10 protein-coding genes are annotated in these 16751 nt (G+C 39.5%); 6 read left to right on the forward strand and 4 right to left on the reverse strand.

Annotation, left to right across the window (positions count from 1 at the left end):
- Positions 1 to 31: 31 nt before the first annotated feature.
- Both DSM02_RS12405 and DSM02_RS12410 read right to left on the reverse strand, forming a co-directional pair.
- Positions 32 to 1567: a RagB/SusD family nutrient uptake outer membrane protein gene (locus DSM02_RS12405; RefSeq protein WP_128765941.1), complete on the reverse strand. Its 1536-nt coding sequence runs from the start codon at positions 1565 to 1567 to the stop codon at positions 32 to 34.
- Between the two features lie 29 nt (positions 1568 to 1596).
- The gene (locus DSM02_RS12410; RefSeq protein WP_240674049.1) at positions 1597 to 4713 is read right to left on the reverse strand and encodes a SusC/RagA family TonB-linked outer membrane protein; all 3117 of its coding nucleotides are present in this window, start codon (positions 4711 to 4713) and stop codon (positions 1597 to 1599) included.
- A 302-nt stretch (positions 4714 to 5015) separates the two neighbouring features.
- Between DSM02_RS12410 and DSM02_RS12415 the strand changes: the two genes are divergently transcribed.
- The gene (locus DSM02_RS12415) at positions 5016 to 9005 is read left to right on the forward strand and encodes a hybrid sensor histidine kinase/response regulator transcription factor (RefSeq protein WP_240674050.1); all 3990 of its coding nucleotides are present in this window, start codon (positions 5016 to 5018) and stop codon (positions 9003 to 9005) included.
- Between the two features lie 465 nt (positions 9006 to 9470).
- Here DSM02_RS12415 and DSM02_RS12420 read toward each other — a convergent pair whose 3' ends face one another.
- Positions 9471 to 9677, reverse strand: a complete 207-nt coding sequence (locus tag DSM02_RS12420) for a hypothetical protein (RefSeq protein WP_128765942.1) — start codon at positions 9675 to 9677, stop codon at positions 9471 to 9473.
- Positions 9678 to 10012: 335 nt separating this feature from the next.
- Here DSM02_RS12420 and DSM02_RS12425 point away from each other — a divergent pair, with 335 nt between their 5' ends.
- From DSM02_RS12425 to DSM02_RS12445, 5 genes are all read left to right on the forward strand, one after another.
- Positions 10013 to 11086 carry a sensor histidine kinase gene (locus DSM02_RS12425; RefSeq protein WP_128765943.1) on the forward strand — a complete coding sequence of 358 codons (1074 nt, stop codon included), beginning with the start codon at positions 10013 to 10015 and terminating at the stop codon, positions 11084 to 11086.
- Positions 11079 to 11756 carry a response regulator gene (locus tag DSM02_RS12430; RefSeq protein ID WP_128765944.1) on the forward strand — a complete coding sequence of 226 codons (678 nt, stop codon included), beginning with the start codon at positions 11079 to 11081 and terminating at the stop codon, positions 11754 to 11756. The genes DSM02_RS12425 and DSM02_RS12430 overlap by 8 nt, the downstream gene beginning before the upstream one ends.
- Before the next feature lie 203 nt (positions 11757 to 11959).
- A complete protein-coding gene (locus DSM02_RS12435; RefSeq protein WP_128765945.1) occupies positions 11960 to 12256 on the forward strand; it encodes a hypothetical protein in 297 nt (98 codons plus the stop codon).
- The gene (locus DSM02_RS12440; RefSeq protein ID WP_128765946.1) at positions 12249 to 13811 is read left to right on the forward strand and encodes a TrkH family potassium uptake protein; all 1563 of its coding nucleotides are present in this window, start codon (positions 12249 to 12251) and stop codon (positions 13809 to 13811) included. Before DSM02_RS12435 ends, DSM02_RS12440 begins: the two co-directional genes overlap by 8 nt.
- A gap of 22 nt (positions 13812 to 13833) precedes the next feature.
- Positions 13834 to 14511, forward strand: a complete 678-nt coding sequence (locus tag DSM02_RS12445; RefSeq protein ID WP_128765947.1) for a potassium channel family protein — start codon at positions 13834 to 13836, stop codon at positions 14509 to 14511.
- 608 nt (positions 14512 to 15119) lie between these two features.
- Here DSM02_RS12445 and DSM02_RS12450 read toward each other — a convergent pair.
- Entirely contained in the window at positions 15120 to 16499 is a 1380-nt protein-coding gene (locus DSM02_RS12450) for a glycoside hydrolase family 43 protein (protein ID WP_128765948.1), read from the reverse strand.
- Positions 16500 to 16751: the final 252 nt, after the last annotated feature.

A 16751-nucleotide genomic window follows, 5' to 3' on the forward strand; every position in this document is an offset into this window, starting at 1 on the left:
TTCAACTTACGCCCCATTTTAGAGGTTGTAATTAATAATTGGGATTTTGAGTAAGATTTGGATTTAAATCGATATCCCGTTGTGGAATGGGATAATTCTCATGTTTTCCTACCACAAAATTCTGAAATTCAGGATCCCTGGAGCTTAATTCAGGACCCAGGTCACCCCAACGCTTAAGGTCAGCAAAACGCCAGGCTTCACCTGAAAGCTCAGTAATACGTTCGTGCTTCAGTTGCTCCAAAAATTCATCCTGATTTAAATTAGGCATTGCTGTAGAAAGCGGTGCCAGCCCGGCACGTTCCCTTACACGGTCTACATAAGCATATGCTTCCTGAGTGCGGTCTAAGCCATTTAAAGCTTCAGCATACATCAACAACACATCTGCATACCGGATGAGCCTGTAGTTGTTAGGTGAACGAAAACCTTCCTGATTTTTCCAGTGATCGTTCAGTAATTTTCTAAACCAAACACCATTTGCATTAGGACCATTACCATATCGGCTGCTGAAACTTTGACCGTAAACCTGCGTAGCATCTGGCCCTGCAGGATCCATAAAGTCAAATATAAATGAAGCAGCAAGACGCGGATCCCGATCTCCACTTACGGTGGTTTCTTCTAAAAATTCATCAATAAGCCATCTGCGAGCAGCACCATCATTAAAACCAATACCTGGAGGTGCATAAAACTGGGCTATAGAAGTTCCGGTATTATTTACACGGCTTTCATCAACATCATTATCAGTGGTTTCAGAAAGGTTCTCCTGAAATTGAATTTCGAATACAGACTCTATATTATTTTCTGTAGAGATCAGGAAATTATCCCTATAGTTTTGGGTGAGGTCATATACATTCGCTCCAGGTCCTTCTACCATCCATTCGAAGGCTGCCGCAGCTTCAGTAAATTGGCCTTGTTGCAAGTGCGTTTTACCTAATAAAGCGTATGCAGCTCCACGTGTTGCTCTACCCAGGTCAATTCCTGTATAAGATACTGGCAGGGCTGCAATGGCATCCTCAAGATCTGCGGCGACCTGAGCATAGGCTTCAGCTGTAGTTGCATTAGGAGGCGTATCTAATGGCTGGGAAGGTTCAAGCATGAGTGGAGGTCTACCATAGTAAAGGGTCAGATTAAAATAGAAAAGCGCTCTTAAAAATTTTGCTTCTCCTATCAAACGAGCTTTTAGGTCATTATCCATCTCAATCTCAGGCACGTAAGCAATCACCTGATTGGCCCGAAAAATACCAACATACATATTTTGCCAGGTTTCTGCAGTAAGGTTTTGATTGTAATTATTTTGGTCAAAACTCATCAGATTGTTTAAGCCAATATCCCCACCAGATCCAAAGCCCTCGTCAGCATGCAACGAACCATGATAGTACATCCATCGGGAATAGGTTGAGGCTGTTCTGTAAAACGTACTGTATATAGCATTGACTCCTTTTTGTGCATCGTCAGCATTTTGCCAAAAGCTGGCAATTGTTGGTGAATTAGGGTTAGGTTCATCAAAATCCCTATCGCAGGATGTAAAACCTAATACAAGTATTAGTCCTAATTTATATATCGTTTTCATATTGCTTATGTTTTTGAAATGATTCATTCTTAAAATCCTACGTTTAGTCCTACTGAAAAAATACGTGAAGATGGATAGTTTCCTGCATCAACCCCGGGTTCCAGGTTAATGTTAGCTCCTACGACATCAGGATCTAAACCAGAATATCCGGTGAAAGTGAGCAGATTCTGTCCGCTTAGATAAATACGGGTGTTCGCAATTCCATACTGGTTTAAGAAACTTGCCGGCAGATTATAGCCTAATTCTACATTGCGCACTCTTACATAAGTTCCGTCTTCTATCCATCGATCTGAGTTGCCACGGGTATTTGAAATAATACCACGGTCTGCAGGCTGACCTCCGTAAGCATATGCAACACCCAGTCTGGGGTCTGAAGTATTTGTATTATCGGGTCTCCAAGGATTTATAGATCTTCTGTAATTTGAATAGCCATAGCCATCCAGTTCACGTCGTACATCATTGTATAAATCGCCTCCAAAAGATCCGTAAAGCTGAACGCTCAAATTAAAGTTTTTGTAAGCTGAATTGAATTGTAAACCTGCAGTAAAGTCTGGCCAAGGAGAGCCTACATACATGCGGTCCTTATCGTTAATATCATCATTAGAACCGTCATCTACAGCATTTACATATCTAATATCTCCCGGCTGAGCATAAGCTGCCTGAGCCTGATGATCTTCAATTTCCTGCTGATTCTGAAAGATACCGTCTGTTTTAAGTACGAAATATTCACCTATGGAGCGCCCCACCTGTGAACGGGTATTTCCTACCTGAATATAATCGCGGGGTAATCCTGTTTCTTCATCAATTCCCAAATTACCCAAAGCAAGAATCTTGTTACGAATAAAGCTGATGTTACCCGCAATATCCCAAGTAAAAGATCCAGTAGATCGGGGTCTGTAACTAAGGTCAAGTTCCAAACCTTTGTTTTCTATAGAACCAATATTTACAATAGGATCTCCCTGTAAATTCCCCAAATAGGAAGGTAAAGGCTGAGGCAGCAATACATCATCTGAAACTGCACGATACATATCAAATGTAACATTAAACTGACTGTTGAAAAGTGAAGCGTCAAAACCTAAGTTGGTTGTTTTCTTTTCTTCCCAACGCAAATCTCCGGAAGCCAGTCTGGCTTGCGTGGCACCGGGTACGCCGGTTTGATTTGGTCCAAAAACGGCATTAGGCCCTTGATTGAGAAAACCGGTATATTGATAAACTCCCAGATTGGCAGAACCCAGCACCCCATAAGAACCTCTCAGTTTCAGACTAGAAACCCACGATACATCAAAAAAGTTTTCATTAGAAATACGCCATGCTCCGGCAATTGAGGGAAAGTTACCTCTTCTAAATTCCGGAGAAAATCTGGAATCCTTATCAGATCTGAAAGTCAGTGTCAATAAGTATTTATCATCATAGGTGTAATTTAAACGACCCAGATACGAATCAATTAAATATTTAGTCATTTCGCCGGAGGCATTGCGATCGCCCGGTAAATTGCTGGTAGACGAAATTGTTGTAAAGTAATTTTCCCCAAATTGAGCTAAAAACAATCCGCTTCCTGCAGTGTAATCGGTTTGATAGGTTTGTTGGGTATAACCAGCTACCCCGTTAAAGCTATGTTTACCGAGGGTATAATCAAAGTTTAATGTATGCTCAAAAAGATAGCTCAAAAACTGAGAGCGAGTTTCATTTACGCTGCTGTTTTCGGGAGATTGGTTTTGATACCAAGATCCTTCTTTACGTACATTTTTGGTTTTATCAAAACTGGTTTCAACACCGGCATTAAAACGGTATTTGAGTCCATCTACGATTTGAAAATCAACAAAGGCATTACCTAGTATTTTGACATAATTAGCAGAAGTAGAAGTAATGTTTGAAATCGCAGCCGGGTTACGCGCAAAGGTATTTACCGTATTGGTAGAACCATAGCCCCAACCACCAGGGTTAGAATCAGAAATTAAATCATCACTTTGCACCGGAATAATAGGAACGTTACTCCACATATCAAACCAGGGGTTACCTACAGCAAAACCACCGGTAAAAGGACTGTCGTTTCTGCTGTTAGTTAACGAGAGGTTTTCTCCAAAAGTAAATCGACCTTTTTCGGTCTCACTATTAATACGTAATGACATGCGATCAAACTTACGGCCTATTAAAGTACCCTGATCTTTAAAATAGCCGGCAGAGAACGCATAGGTATGCGTCTCGCTTCCTCCCGAAAGCGTGGCATTAATGTCCTGAACAAATCCCGTGCGCAGGCTTTGATCGCTCCAATCAGTATTTACCTCGCCATCCCAATTGGCTACGGCAGGCTGCAATGTATAGCCTGCAGCATTGTAAGCATTGGTATTGGTAATTACATATTCTGAAGCATTCATCATATCATACTCATTAGGGATGGAGGATATGCTGTAACGTGTATTTAGCGTGAATTTTTGTTTACCGGCTTTACCTTTAACCGTAGTAATGATAATTACACCATTTGCAGCTCGTGACCCGTAGATTGCAGCCGCAGAAGCATCCTTTAATACCTGAATGCTGGCAACATCATTGGGGTTAATGGTAATATTGGGATCTGCAAACATCCCGTCAATAATGTAAAGCGGACTCGCATTTCCGTAAAAAGTGCTTAGCCCACGTATGTTAACCACCGCATTCTGCCCGGGTGCTCCCCCATTTCGTACATTTATTCCGGGTGAAAGACCCTGCAGTGCTTCAGGTACAGATCGTTTTACAACATTTTCAGTCGCTTCGGTATCCACGAGCCCTGTAGCTCCCGTCAGGTCCTTTTTACTTACGCTTTGGTAGCCTATTACCACAACCTCATCAAGGGCTGCAATATCTTCTTCAAGCTGAACATTGATAGTCGTTTGACTACTCACAGCAATTTCTTTGGTTTTAAAACCCACATAACTGAATACAAGTATATCATCAGAACCTGCTTCAATAGTGTAAAAACCATCCATATCTGCAGCTGTACCCGTTGAACTGCCTTCAACCAAAATATTAGCAAACGGGATAGGCTCCCCTTCAGTATTCGTTACGGTTCCGGAAATGGTTTTGTTTTGCGCAAACGTTTGAGCGAATGAAAGCAAAAAAAGCATCAATAACCCAAATGTTTTAAAATAGAAATGTTGATTAGTTCTCATAGAATTTCGTTTAGAAATTTTGATTAATTATGAAATTGCAACAAATTGAATTCTTTACTCTGTCAACTGATTTCTCCTAACTCCCAAACAGACAAGCTGTCAATTCAAAAATTCTTAATTTAGCTGTATTGTTTCTAAGAATCTATCAATTTTGAGAAGCAATTATTACCGATTCGTCGCTTTACAAAAGAGGTTATAATATTTGAAATGAGAATTATGCTTGTATTTCAATCTTTCTACAAAACAGGTCAACATCAATAAAAAGTTAAACCCGGGAGTGTTCTGAACTAAATAGTAGAAGAATGAGACAATTTGATTTTATATGGTATCAGTTAAATAACGTGCTTTGCAGTATGAAAGCTTTTGGTTTTATACTTCTTCAATTTGTGCTGGTTGCAGGATTCAGTCAGAGTCGTTCGTTTCGCAACTATCAGGTTGAAGACGGCCTGTCTCACAATTCGGTCATTAGCATGTTGCAAGATCATCGGGGTTTTATGTGGTTTGGTACTAAAGACGGTCTCAATCGTTTTGATGGCTATAATTATAAAAGCTTTCAGCACATCCCGGGAGATTCCACCAGTCTGGGCAGTAATTTTATACGTTGTCTTTATGAAGTTGAAAACAAAATCTGGGTGGGTACAGATACGGGGCTATTTACCTACGATGAGAAAACCGAAACTTTTAATCTTCTTTACCAAACTAAAGACCAGCCCATTCTGGATATTGAAAGCGATGCTCAGGGAAACATCTGGTTTATTGCTTCGGGAAATCTGCACAGATACAACGTAAAATCTCAAACCGATGAAGTTTACGATCAGGCATATTTTGGACTGCTCACAACAAGTACTGAAGGAACACTTTACGTAGCCACTCAGGATTCGATTTTCTATTACGTTCCCGAAACTAATTCTCTTCAAAAACTTCCAGTAAATGCTGGTGATGTAGAACCGGTAATAACAGAACTGGATGCGTCCCTTTCTCCCAAGCAACTCTATGTAGGGACTAAAGATCAGGGGGTTTTAGTATATTCCATTGCAAGCCGAAAGACAGAATCCTTATTTGAGAAAGATCAAAACCCTTTGTTTGTACGGGATTTTCTGCTTAAAAACACAGGCGAACTTTGGATTGCAAGTGAATCTGGTTTATTCATTTACGACCTAAGAAATCAAACCTTTCAAAACCTGAAAAAAAATTACAACAATCCCTACTCGCTTTCAGACAATGCGATTTATGCTTTGGTCAAAGATCAGGAAGGCGGCATATGGCTGGGCACGTATTTTGGCGGTGTCAATTATTACCCAAAACCTTATACTCCATTTAAAAGATACTTCCCCAGAGTGGGTGAAAATTCAATTAGTGGGAATGCGGTACGTGAAATTGAAGAAGACCGCTATGGCAATCTATGGATAGGCACTGAAGACGCCGGGCTCAACCGGTTTAACCCTGTATCTGGTAAATTTGAAAACTTTAAGCCTCAAAGTGACGGAGGTGACCTGGCACATTACAATATTCATGGTCTTTTACCCCGTGGTTCTCAATTGTGGATAGGTACCTTTGAACACGGCCTAGATGTGATGGATATTCAAACAGGTAAGGTCATTAAACATTACGATTCGCGAACCGGTAAAGGGAATCTTCGCAGCGATTTTGTAGTTTATATCTATGAAACAAAAAATTCAGATTTATACATCCTGACTTCTCAGGGCGTATATAAATATCTCTTCGCATCAGATTCTTTTGAACTGGTTGAAGAATTCCCAGAGATCTATCATTATACTTTTTTGTTGGAAGATCATCAGGGTATCTTGTGGGCAGGCACTTATTGGGATGGTCTTTATTATTACAATCCGGCAACCAAGGAAAAGGGATTTTATAAATACGACCGTAACGACACTACAAGTATAAGTTCTAACGTAATCAACGGCATTTTTGAAGATTCCAGAAACCGGTTATGGATTACTACTGAAAATGGCTTTAACCGATTAGAACGAGAACTTGGAAAATTTACCCGCATCACCAAAAGTGAAGGCCTGCCCGCTAATGTAACCTATGCCCTGCTGGAAGATGATCAAATGCATCTTTGGATAAGTACTTCAAACGGATTGGTCGATTACAATCCTGAAAATGGTGAAACCAAAACCTTTACCAAATCTAACGGTCTCCTGAGCGATCAGTTTAATTACAGTTCGTTTTTTAAAGATGATACGGGCGAAATGTATTTTGGCAGTGTAAACGGCTTAATCAGTTTTAATCCCTCAACCTTTACCCAAAACACGTATAAGGCACCTATTTACATTACAGATATTCAGATCAACAATGAAAAGGTAGCTGTTCATACCAAGGGATCTCCACTCGAAAAATCTATTTCATTTACCCAAAAACTGGAGCTTTCCAGTGAGCAATCAACATTTAGCCTCGCATTTGCTTCCCTAAGTTATACTGCACCCGAAATGACACAGTATTGGTATCAATTGGAAGGTCTGAATAAAAATTGGATCAGTCTGGGTAAAAACCACAAGGTAAGTTTTACCGAACTTCCGGCAGGTGAATATACCCTTAAAGCAAAAGCCCTAAACGGTGACGGGGTTTGGAGCACGAAAAACGCAGAATTACATCTGGAAGTTTTACCTCCCTTTTTTGCAAGCAACACAGCCTATGCACTCTACATACTTTCGCTACTTTTTCTCGTTTTCATACTTTTAAGGTACTACCACATTTATACTCGGGACAAAAATAATCAACGTATTCAGCAGCTTGAAAATGCGAAGGAAAAAGAAATTTATCAGGCAAAGATTGAATTTTTTACCAATATAGCCCACGAGATCAGGACGCCGTTGACCCTAATTAAAAGTCCGCTTGAAAAACTTTTAAAAAGCTCGTATAAGTCTCCTGAAATCCCTAAAAATCTTGGGATTATGGAAAAGAACACCTCCCGCCTGCTAAATCTGGTCAATGAACTTCTCGATTTTAGGAAGACTGAAATGCAACACGTAAAGCTCAACTTCTTTACGGTGAACATTAACGAACTCCTGGAAGAAACTTATTTGCGCTTTAGTCCTTTAATACAGGAACGTGGTCTCAATTTCACCATAATCAAACCTGCAGAAGCAATAATTGCTCAGGTAGATGAAGAGGCCGTCAGGAAAATTTTGAGCAATCTGTATAGCAATGCAGTAAAATATTCCAATCACGAAGTAAGCCTTAAGCTGGAGCGTGATGAAACTCATTTTAAAATAAGTCTGACCAATGATGGTACACTAATCCCACCTCAGCTGCAAAAACGCATTTTTGAACCTTTCTACAGAGTGCCTGGCAAGACAAAAAATCTGGGAACCGGTATTGGGCTGTCCCTTGCCTATTCTCTAACCCAACTACATCAGGGAGATTTGCACTTTGAAAACCAAAACAATCTGAACTCTTTTATTTTACGCCTGCCTTTAAATCAATCCGAAGCTTTAAAAACAGAGTTTAAACCGGCTCTAGTTCAAAATCAAACTGATTTTGAAACTAAAGCACCATTCAAAAAAAATACGCCCTGCCTTCTTATTGTGGAAGACAATCTGGAGCTTTCTGATTTTATTTTCTCAGAATTATCGCAAAGCTATAATGTGATTGCTGTTGCAAATGGGATACAGGCGCTGGAATATCTGAATAAGCACACGATTCAACTTATATTGAGCGACATAATGATGCCCATGATGGATGGCATTGAACTCTGTAAAAAAATTAAAGAAAACCCCAAAACAAAGCAAATTCCGGTGATTCTGCTCACCGCGAAAAGCGCCTTAAACGCTAAAATAGAAGGACTTGAGTCGGGTGCGGATGCCTATATTACAAAACCATTCTCGATGGATCATCTTTTGGTACAAATCTCAAACCTCCTTGAAAACCGGAAAACAATTTTAGATCATTATAGCAATAGTCCGCTAGCTCATCTAAAATCGCTTACACTCTCTGCTTCTGATCAGGATTTTATTTCCAAACTTGATAAAATCATTGAATCGCATATGAAAGATACAGACCTCAATGTAGAAACATTGGCGAAATTAATGAATATGAGTCGTTCTACGCTCTATAGAAAGATAAAAGAGATATCTTCCAAAAGTCCAAATGAACTTATAAATACCAGCCGGCTTAAAAAGGCTGCATTTCTGTTAAAAACTACCGATAAAAAAATCTTCGAAGTTGCAGAGGAAATAGGTTACCGTTCTCAAACCAGTTTTGGTCGCAATTTTCAAAAACACTTTAAAATGTCGCCTTCAGAATTTTTAAATAGTAATGACCCTAATTAAGATTCCAAGATATTTACTTCGTTTCAGATTTATAAGAACATTTAATTATGTTAAAAATGTTAAAGTTTAAATATAGGTGTACGATTCGGTGAGTCATTAAAAATAGCATTTTCTAAAAGCCTGAAAACACTGGCACTCCCAGATCAGTTCGAGTCCCGTCCAGACCGCAAAAGCCTATTCCTAGGCCATGATAGCGTATGTAATAAGATTAATATCTAGAATGAAATTCACGCAAAACCGAATGAAAAGTGGGCAGGAATGCTCGGCTTATTTTTAAAGTTTGCAATGACGTTAAATCAGGAGTATAAGTCTATTTTAAAGGGACTTCATGTTGCTAATTTACAAAAGGCCTAAAACTAGAAAACCGCTCATCCCTAAGGTAGCTATCGGGACGGTTTAAATAAATGAGATTTTATAAGAATTAGGGGCTTGTGCAACGGTTATCGGTGTTACCAAACGTATTTTTTAATTTATTTGTTTCATTATTTTGCACCTTAATTCAATCCAACTTTTAGTTTCTTTTTGAGGAAATACAACTCCTCCATTATAACCTCCTCCTTTTATTCCAATCCTACATTTTTCAGGAATATTTTTTCCGAATTCTTTTTCCGCAACTTGAAATAAGTCAACTCGATAGTCGCTTAGCAAATGAAATGCTGCATATAAAACCATTCAACGAGGATCTTCATTTTCATCCGCTAACTATTTGATCAGAGCGTGTTCTTCAAAAAGTAACCTTTAAGGCTTCACTCTGCTCGACATGCGAAACACTTTGATTACTGATCCCCAGCTCTTGAGTAAGAGTTTCTTATTTCATCCCGAGCAGCTCACGGGTGCGGGCGATCTTTCTCCCGATATGTGTTTTCTTTTCGATTGCCGGTATTTAAAATTTAGAATTGAGGATAGCTTTTATAAAAAGAGTGACTTGAGAGCCTGACTATGCAAACTGCTTATTTTTTATAAAATCTTTATAGAATCTAAAGTAACTTCGTAGAAACAGGAATTTGATGCCTTTAACAATCTATAAAAGATCGAATCCGTATTTGATAAGCGGCTTACTCATTGTCGCAGCAACGCTTATTTCTCAAGTATCAATTCACCATATTGGATATCAGGGAGTAGCTTTGATTTATTTGCTTGTGGTCTCGATAAGCGCTATGCTTTTTGATATTTGGCCGGTTTTAATTACAGCTTTAAGCAGTGCCGTATTGCTTAATTTCTGTTTTATTACACCACTTTACACCTTTAAAATAGTAAGTACCGAAGATGTACTGATGTTTTTTATGTATTTGATTTTGGCTTTGGTCAATGCCGTACTGACCTATAAAATCAGAGATTACAACAGTAAGAAAAGGGACGAAGAAGAAAAGACCAAGACCATAAACCTGTATAATATTCTCTTAAATTCACTTTCTCATGAGTTACGAACTCCTATCGCAACTATAATCGGTTCTATAGATACCATACAGGATCAAAAAGCCAAACTTTCTGAAACCCATAAACAGGAATTGTACGATGAGATTTCAATTGCAGGTTCGCGGTTAAACAGGCAGGTAGAAAACCTGTTGAATATGAGTCGACTGGAAGCTGGCATTTTAAAACCCTCTTTTGACTGGTTTGATGTCAATGAGCTAATTTTTAATGTGCTGAAACAAAACCAGGAACAGGCCGCAAATCATCAGTTAGTATTTACGCCGCAGAAAAACCCGGATCTGGTCTGGACAGATGGCGGTTTTCTGGAAACCATTCTTCAAAATCTTGTTTACAATGCGTTACAGCATACTCCGAAGCAAACCACCATATTAATAGAAGCATGTCTTGAAGGTCAATCTTTAAAAATTAGTGTTTCCGACAATGGGAATGGTTTTCCTAAAGCGAGTATTCCTGTTGCTTTTGATAAATTTTACAAGCTCAATAATCAGGCTACCGGTGGTACGGGATTAGGTCTTTCAATTGCTAAAGGGTTTACCGAGGCTTTGGCGGGAACCATTTCCTTAGAAAATAAGAAAACAGGTGGCGCTCTTTTCAATGTATGTATTCCATCTAAAACGCTTGCTTTAAAAGATTTTGAACATGAATAAAGCGGAGATTCTCATTATTGATGATGAGCCCCAAATACAGAAATTGCTTCAGATCAATCTGGAAAGCAATGACTATAAAGTAGTGCAGGCGCGTACTGCTAAAGAAGGAATTTTAATGGCGGCTAACCATCCTCCAGATCTCATTATTCTAGATATAGGACTACCCGATAAGAGCGGGCACGAGGTTTTAAGCGAACTCCGACACTGGTACGCCAAGCCTGTAATCATTCTTTCTGTACTGGATAATGAAAAAGATATCGTGTCTGCCTTAGATACCGGTGCTACAGATTATTTGACCAAACCCTTTAGAACAGGCGAACTCCTCGCCCGCATTAGAGCTGCAATACGCAGAAGCCAGACCGCAGTTAACGCATCTGTAGTTACTGCAAACGAACTGGAAATTGATCTGGTAGCGCGTATTGTAAAACGCAATAACGAGATTGTAAAACTCACGGCTACCGAATATAACTTACTGGCTCTTTTTGCTAAAAATGAAAGTAAAGTACTTACCCATCAATACATCTTAAAAGAAGTTTGGGGCTATGGCTACCAGACCGAAACGCAATACCTAAGAGTATTTGTAGGGTCACTTCGGAAGAAAATAGAAGAAAACCCAAACAATCCCCAACACCTCATTACCGAGAGTGGCGTAGGCTACCGTTTTCAATAGTCTTTATAAAATCTTTATACCAGCTACCACTTCTTTGATTTAATACATATTCTTTTCGCCTCAACTTTGTATTGTCTAAGAAGCTAAGGTTTTTAAGGGAGTTGAAGACTGTATAGATGTTCATTACAGTTTACTCCTCAAACCCGACTTCTTAATTAAGGGTAGGACACACAGTTTCAACCCTTTTTTAAAAATTCAGTAGGATGGAACAATCAAAGGCAAAGCTGTTTGTCGCTATTTTATTTCAAATGCGAAAGGTGAGCAATTTAACCAACTCCACACTCACCATTCAAGGAGTTGATTCAGAATTGAACAGGTTGATGGGAGAAGTCCTTGCAAGCGAGGAAGAACTTGATTTTTCGGGTAAACTTGTTCCCCTTCAAAAGTATGTGACGACTACCCGGCAAAACCTGAAGGTTTTTGAAGAACTCAACACCCTACTCCTTCAACTTCAAATGCTTCTACAACAATTTGGCACTAACCTGAATCCACATGTATAAGACAATTATCAAACAAATCTCGAGCCTTCTGATTATTCTTGGAGGTGTTATGCTTGTCCCATGTCTGGTAGCTATCCTTTACAAAGAATGGTACTCCTTATTAGGGTTTGCCACTTCGGGAATTTTAACTTCCGGTCTGGGATATGTTGTGTATAAGCTCCTGAGTAAGGCGCAAGAACCTAAATACCAGCAGTCGCTTATTATCGCGGCGCTGGGTTGGCTAAGCATTATCATTATGGGTGCGATACCCTATTTTGTGATTGCACACATCACCCCTCTTGAAGTTATGACTGAATTTATACCTGCAGGAGCTTCGTATTCCGAGTCGAGTATTCTCAATTTTAAAAACATCCTGCACTGTATTTTTGAAAGCACCAGCGCTTTTACCACTACCGGATTAACAATGGCATATCACGAGCCTTCGGTAGGTAAAGCCATCCTTTTTTACCGATGCTTTTCACAATGGGTGGGCGGTGCCGGTTTTATTGTAATGGCTTTGGCTGTGTTTAAACACATTCCCGGGCAGTCTGCTATTTTGCTCTATGGGTCTGAAGCCAGCGGAACCAAGCTAAAAACAAACGTAATCGAGACGGCACGCTCTATATGGAAGGTCTATTTCATCATTACGATACTCATGTTTTTTTATATTGCCATTGGGACCTATTTTATTTTGCCCGATTATCCGTTAGCTGAAAATCTTTTTGATGCCATCAATCATGCCATGGCCGGGCAATCTACCGGCGGGTTCAGTACGCTTGATGACAGTATAGCGGGTTATCATTCTCAGCAAATGGAAATGCTCTTTTTACTTCCGATGTTACTGGGCGGACTTTCTATTCCTTTTCTATACCGCTTTATTATTCTGAAAAAATTCAGTGAAGTCTGGAACGATATTCAAACACGGGCGATACTAATCGCTTCCGTAGTTGGCGGTATTGTATTGTCGTTGTTACTGATGCAGTCCGGTACCGTTCTGGAACCTTTTAGAGAAGGTATTTTTCAATTCATTAGCGCACTGTCTACAACCGGATGGCAAACTTCAGCAATAGGTGACTGGAGTGATCTTTCAATCCTCTTTATCGTTGCTGCGGCAATGCTTATAGGAGGTTCTGCGGGAGGAACTGTGGGAGGTATTAAAATCATTAGGGCTTTGTTATTACAAAAAGGGCTACGCTGGCACATCAACAAGATTTTTCTTTCTGAAAATACCATTAAGAGCGTCAAATTCAACAACCGCTATATGATGCCTGCGGAAATGAATGAAGAATTAGCCCGGTCCGGAATATTTACGTTAATCTATTTGCTGTTCGTTTTTGCTTCAACCATGCTTACCGTGTACTACATGAGTGATGATTTTTCACTGGCTGATGCCCTATTTGAAGCGGCATCTGCACAGGGAACGGTAGGTCTTTCTTCCGGGATATCAGACCCTTCAATGTCGCCGATTTTAGAGACGGTATACATCCTGCAAATGTGGGCCGGCCGAATTGAAATTATACCGGTGCTGGTGCTGGTACGCTTATTCTTTTACGGAACCAAAGCACGAAAACTATAATCTTAATCTTAAAAATACTGTTATGCATATTATCATCGTAGGTTCTGGCAGAACCGGAAAACACATTATTGAAGCCGCCCTAAATGACCGTCAGGATGTTTATGTAATTGAAAAAGATAAAGAAGCCGCCAACTGGGTAGCTACTAATTTTGACTGTGTGGTTATTCACGGAGATGCCACACGGTGCGAAATACTAAAAGAAGCTAAGGCTGAACAAGCAGATGCGATTATTGTAACGACTCACGATGATGCCGTAAATGCACTGGTTATACTTCTTGCAAAAGATATGGGGATTAAACGCCTGGTGAGCTCTGTTAACAATGACGATCTTTTGCCGGTTTTTGAACAGCTTGGTATTGACACCGTTGAGAGTCCGCATCGTTTAAATGGAAGGTATTTGTACAGAGCGGTACAAGGACCTAATGTAAAAGAATTTCTGGATTTAGGAGATGGCTTTGAACTCTTGGAAATTATCGTTGAGCATCAGTCTTCCATAGCAAACAAATTAATCAAAGACCTCAATAAAGAGAAAATCTTACCGGCAGATACCCTGATTAACCTGATTAAAAGAAATAATCAAATCATTATTCCGGAAGGGGATACCCGCATTTTTGTGAATGATATAGTAGTGGTTTTATCACGCAAAAATCAAATCTCTTCGATATCAAAGGTGTTTGGAGCAGCCATTCATTCAAAATAGACAACTTCATACTCCCTAAAATGACTCAGGAATTTCAGATTTATTATTACCTCACAAGTTTAATCTCTATAAATCAATAAGATATTTATTAATGAAAGAAAATAATTACATACGTTTTGATGTTTATACTTAAAGCCTGAAAATACGGGTGTTCCCAGATTGGTTCAAATCCCGCCCAGAAAGAAAGATTTTTTTCGAGCTGATAAAAATAAGCTTTCTGAAAGGATTTCGACAAGCTCAATCTGACACGAGAATACTTTTATATACTTATGATTTTCAATCGCAGCTTATTTTACAGCGGTTTTAACGCGTAAAAAGGCTCTTCCAGAAATTGAGAGGCTTTTTTTTTGGTGTTTCGATAGCTTTTCTTGATAATCTTATCTCAGTGTTTCAAGGCACTCTCAATACCGGTTTAAGCCCAGGTCAGGTAATGTATACTTACCCGAAGACAAACGTAAGTCTTCAATAGCTTTCTTTATTTTAGTTAGTAAATTCCCTAAATAAGAAATCGCTTTTTTAAATAACTCAACATATCATTTGTTGAATCACAAAATGTGGAGGAGAAATCCCCGCACATATTAAGAAGTCAAAACAGCTGGAAAAGAAACTTAGTTGAGCTTCCACCAGTCAAAATAAAACAAATCTTTTTTGCCTTTAAAGACAAAATAGACATCATGAACCCCTTTGATATTTGTATTTACCGGTGCTGTAAAGGTACTCCAGATTCCTTCTTCCCTAGTGGTATCGACTTCCACAGTTGCGATCAGGGACCCATCTATCTCATCGGCATGTATTTCGATATTACCTCCGTAAATGGGAGAAATATTAACTTCAACTGATTTTGCTCCATTTGCAAAATCAACTCCTTTTACTGCTATATAATCGCCATTGTTGATTTCACTTACAAACCGATGATCAGCGATCTTTTGACCTCTGTCCCAGTCAAAATCTCCTTCCCATTCGGTTTCAAAACGGGTTTTTACACCTTCACTCCAGGCCATGGTTTCTGCTTCCACGCGTTGAAAAGGATTAAGGATTCCTACCTGTTGTGGGCCTTCTACGGAAAAATACTCCCTGTTTTTGATGCTCCCATCGGGATTGTATTCCATTAAATCCATATCCACAGAACGGCGTTCGTAAAATTTGGGAGTTCTTTGTTTAAGGAGATCATAACTATGACCGAAAACATAAGATTTCCCTCTAAATTCAATTATACCCGGATGATTACCACGCGTTTTCTCCGATGCGTCTATGATCATTCCTTTATAATCCCAGGGCCCTGTGGGTGAATCACTCATAGCATAACCTATTCCTTCCGGGCAACAGCTAGAAGCATAGGCCATATAATACGTATTCTTTCGTTTCCAAACCCATGGTCCTTCCTGATAATTCTGAGGTGTTGTAGGTTCTTGCATGATTGCTCCGGAATATGAAATCATATCCTCGTTAAGTTTCACATAATAGATTTTTGGGTTTCCCCAATACATATACGCCTGCCCGTCATCATCAATGAGGATGGTAGGATCTATATCGTGGTTGCTATTTTTGATCAGAGGCTTGCCCAAAGGATCTTTAAAAGGTCCATACGGACTATCTGCGACCAAAACCCCAATACCCACTCCTCCAGGCATAGGGCAATACAGGTAAAACTTCCCGTTGCGTTCTATACACTGCACGGCCCAGGCTCCATTCTCGTAAGGCACCCAGTCAAAATCATCAAGTGAAGCGACTGCACCGTGATCGGTCCAGTTTACCATATCAGTGGAAGAATACAATAACCAGTCTTTCATTTTAAATCCCATAGCATCATCTTCATCGTGACTGGTGTATAAAAACACCGTGTCTTTATAAACCAGAGGCGCCGGGTCTGCGGTATATTTCGTCTGAATAACAGGACGTTGTGGCACGATATGCTGTGCACCCATAGGCCCATGAAGTATAAGTGCGGTTAAAAAAATTAGTGTTGTAAAAACCTCTGTGCTCCTCATCGTTTCTTTATTTTTTTTAAAGCTTAGAATGACTAATTACTTTCCGAATCAAAATGTTAGGATCGAATGCATTCCGTTAATTCTTAATTAATGTATTAAAAACACTTAATTTTTCAAATATAATAAATTAATGCAATCGATTTCGTAAATATGATTTAAACTGGCCTAAACAGAATTAGAAAAGGCTTTAAAAAGGTGCTCCATATTAATATCGGGTTTGTCGTATTAAAAGCTGTTGGGGGGACTTGCATG

The organism is Leeuwenhoekiella polynyae, assembly GCF_004104075.1.
Classification (GTDB): domain Bacteria; phylum Bacteroidota; class Bacteroidia; order Flavobacteriales; family Flavobacteriaceae; genus Leeuwenhoekiella; species Leeuwenhoekiella polynyae.

What these genes read in the sequence shown, in the direction of transcription:
- DSM02_RS12405 (WP_128765941.1), bottom strand. Translation starts at nt 1,567, where the DNA reads ATGAAAACGATATATAAATTAGGACTAATACTTGTATTAGGTTTTACA.
- DSM02_RS12410 (WP_240674049.1), bottom strand. Translation starts at nt 4,713, where the DNA reads ATGAGAACTAATCAACATTTCTATTTTAAAACATTTGGGTTATTGATG.
- DSM02_RS12415 (WP_240674050.1), top strand. Translation starts at nt 5,016, where the DNA reads ATGAGACAATTTGATTTTATATGGTATCAGTTAAATAACGTGCTTTGC.
- DSM02_RS12420 (WP_128765942.1), bottom strand. Translation starts at nt 9,677, where the DNA reads ATGGTTTTATATGCAGCATTTCATTTGCTAAGCGACTATCGAGTTGAC.
- DSM02_RS12425 (WP_128765943.1), top strand. Translation starts at nt 10,013, where the DNA reads ATGCCTTTAACAATCTATAAAAGATCGAATCCGTATTTGATAAGCGGC.
- DSM02_RS12430 (WP_128765944.1), top strand. Translation starts at nt 11,079, where the DNA reads ATGAATAAAGCGGAGATTCTCATTATTGATGATGAGCCCCAAATACAG.
- DSM02_RS12435 (WP_128765945.1), top strand. Translation starts at nt 11,960, where the DNA reads ATGGAACAATCAAAGGCAAAGCTGTTTGTCGCTATTTTATTTCAAATG.
- DSM02_RS12440 (WP_128765946.1), top strand. Translation starts at nt 12,249, where the DNA reads ATGTATAAGACAATTATCAAACAAATCTCGAGCCTTCTGATTATTCTT.
- DSM02_RS12445 (WP_128765947.1), top strand. Translation starts at nt 13,834, where the DNA reads ATGCATATTATCATCGTAGGTTCTGGCAGAACCGGAAAACACATTATT.
- DSM02_RS12450 (WP_128765948.1), bottom strand. Translation starts at nt 16,499, where the DNA reads ATGAGGAGCACAGAGGTTTTTACAACACTAATTTTTTTAACCGCACTT.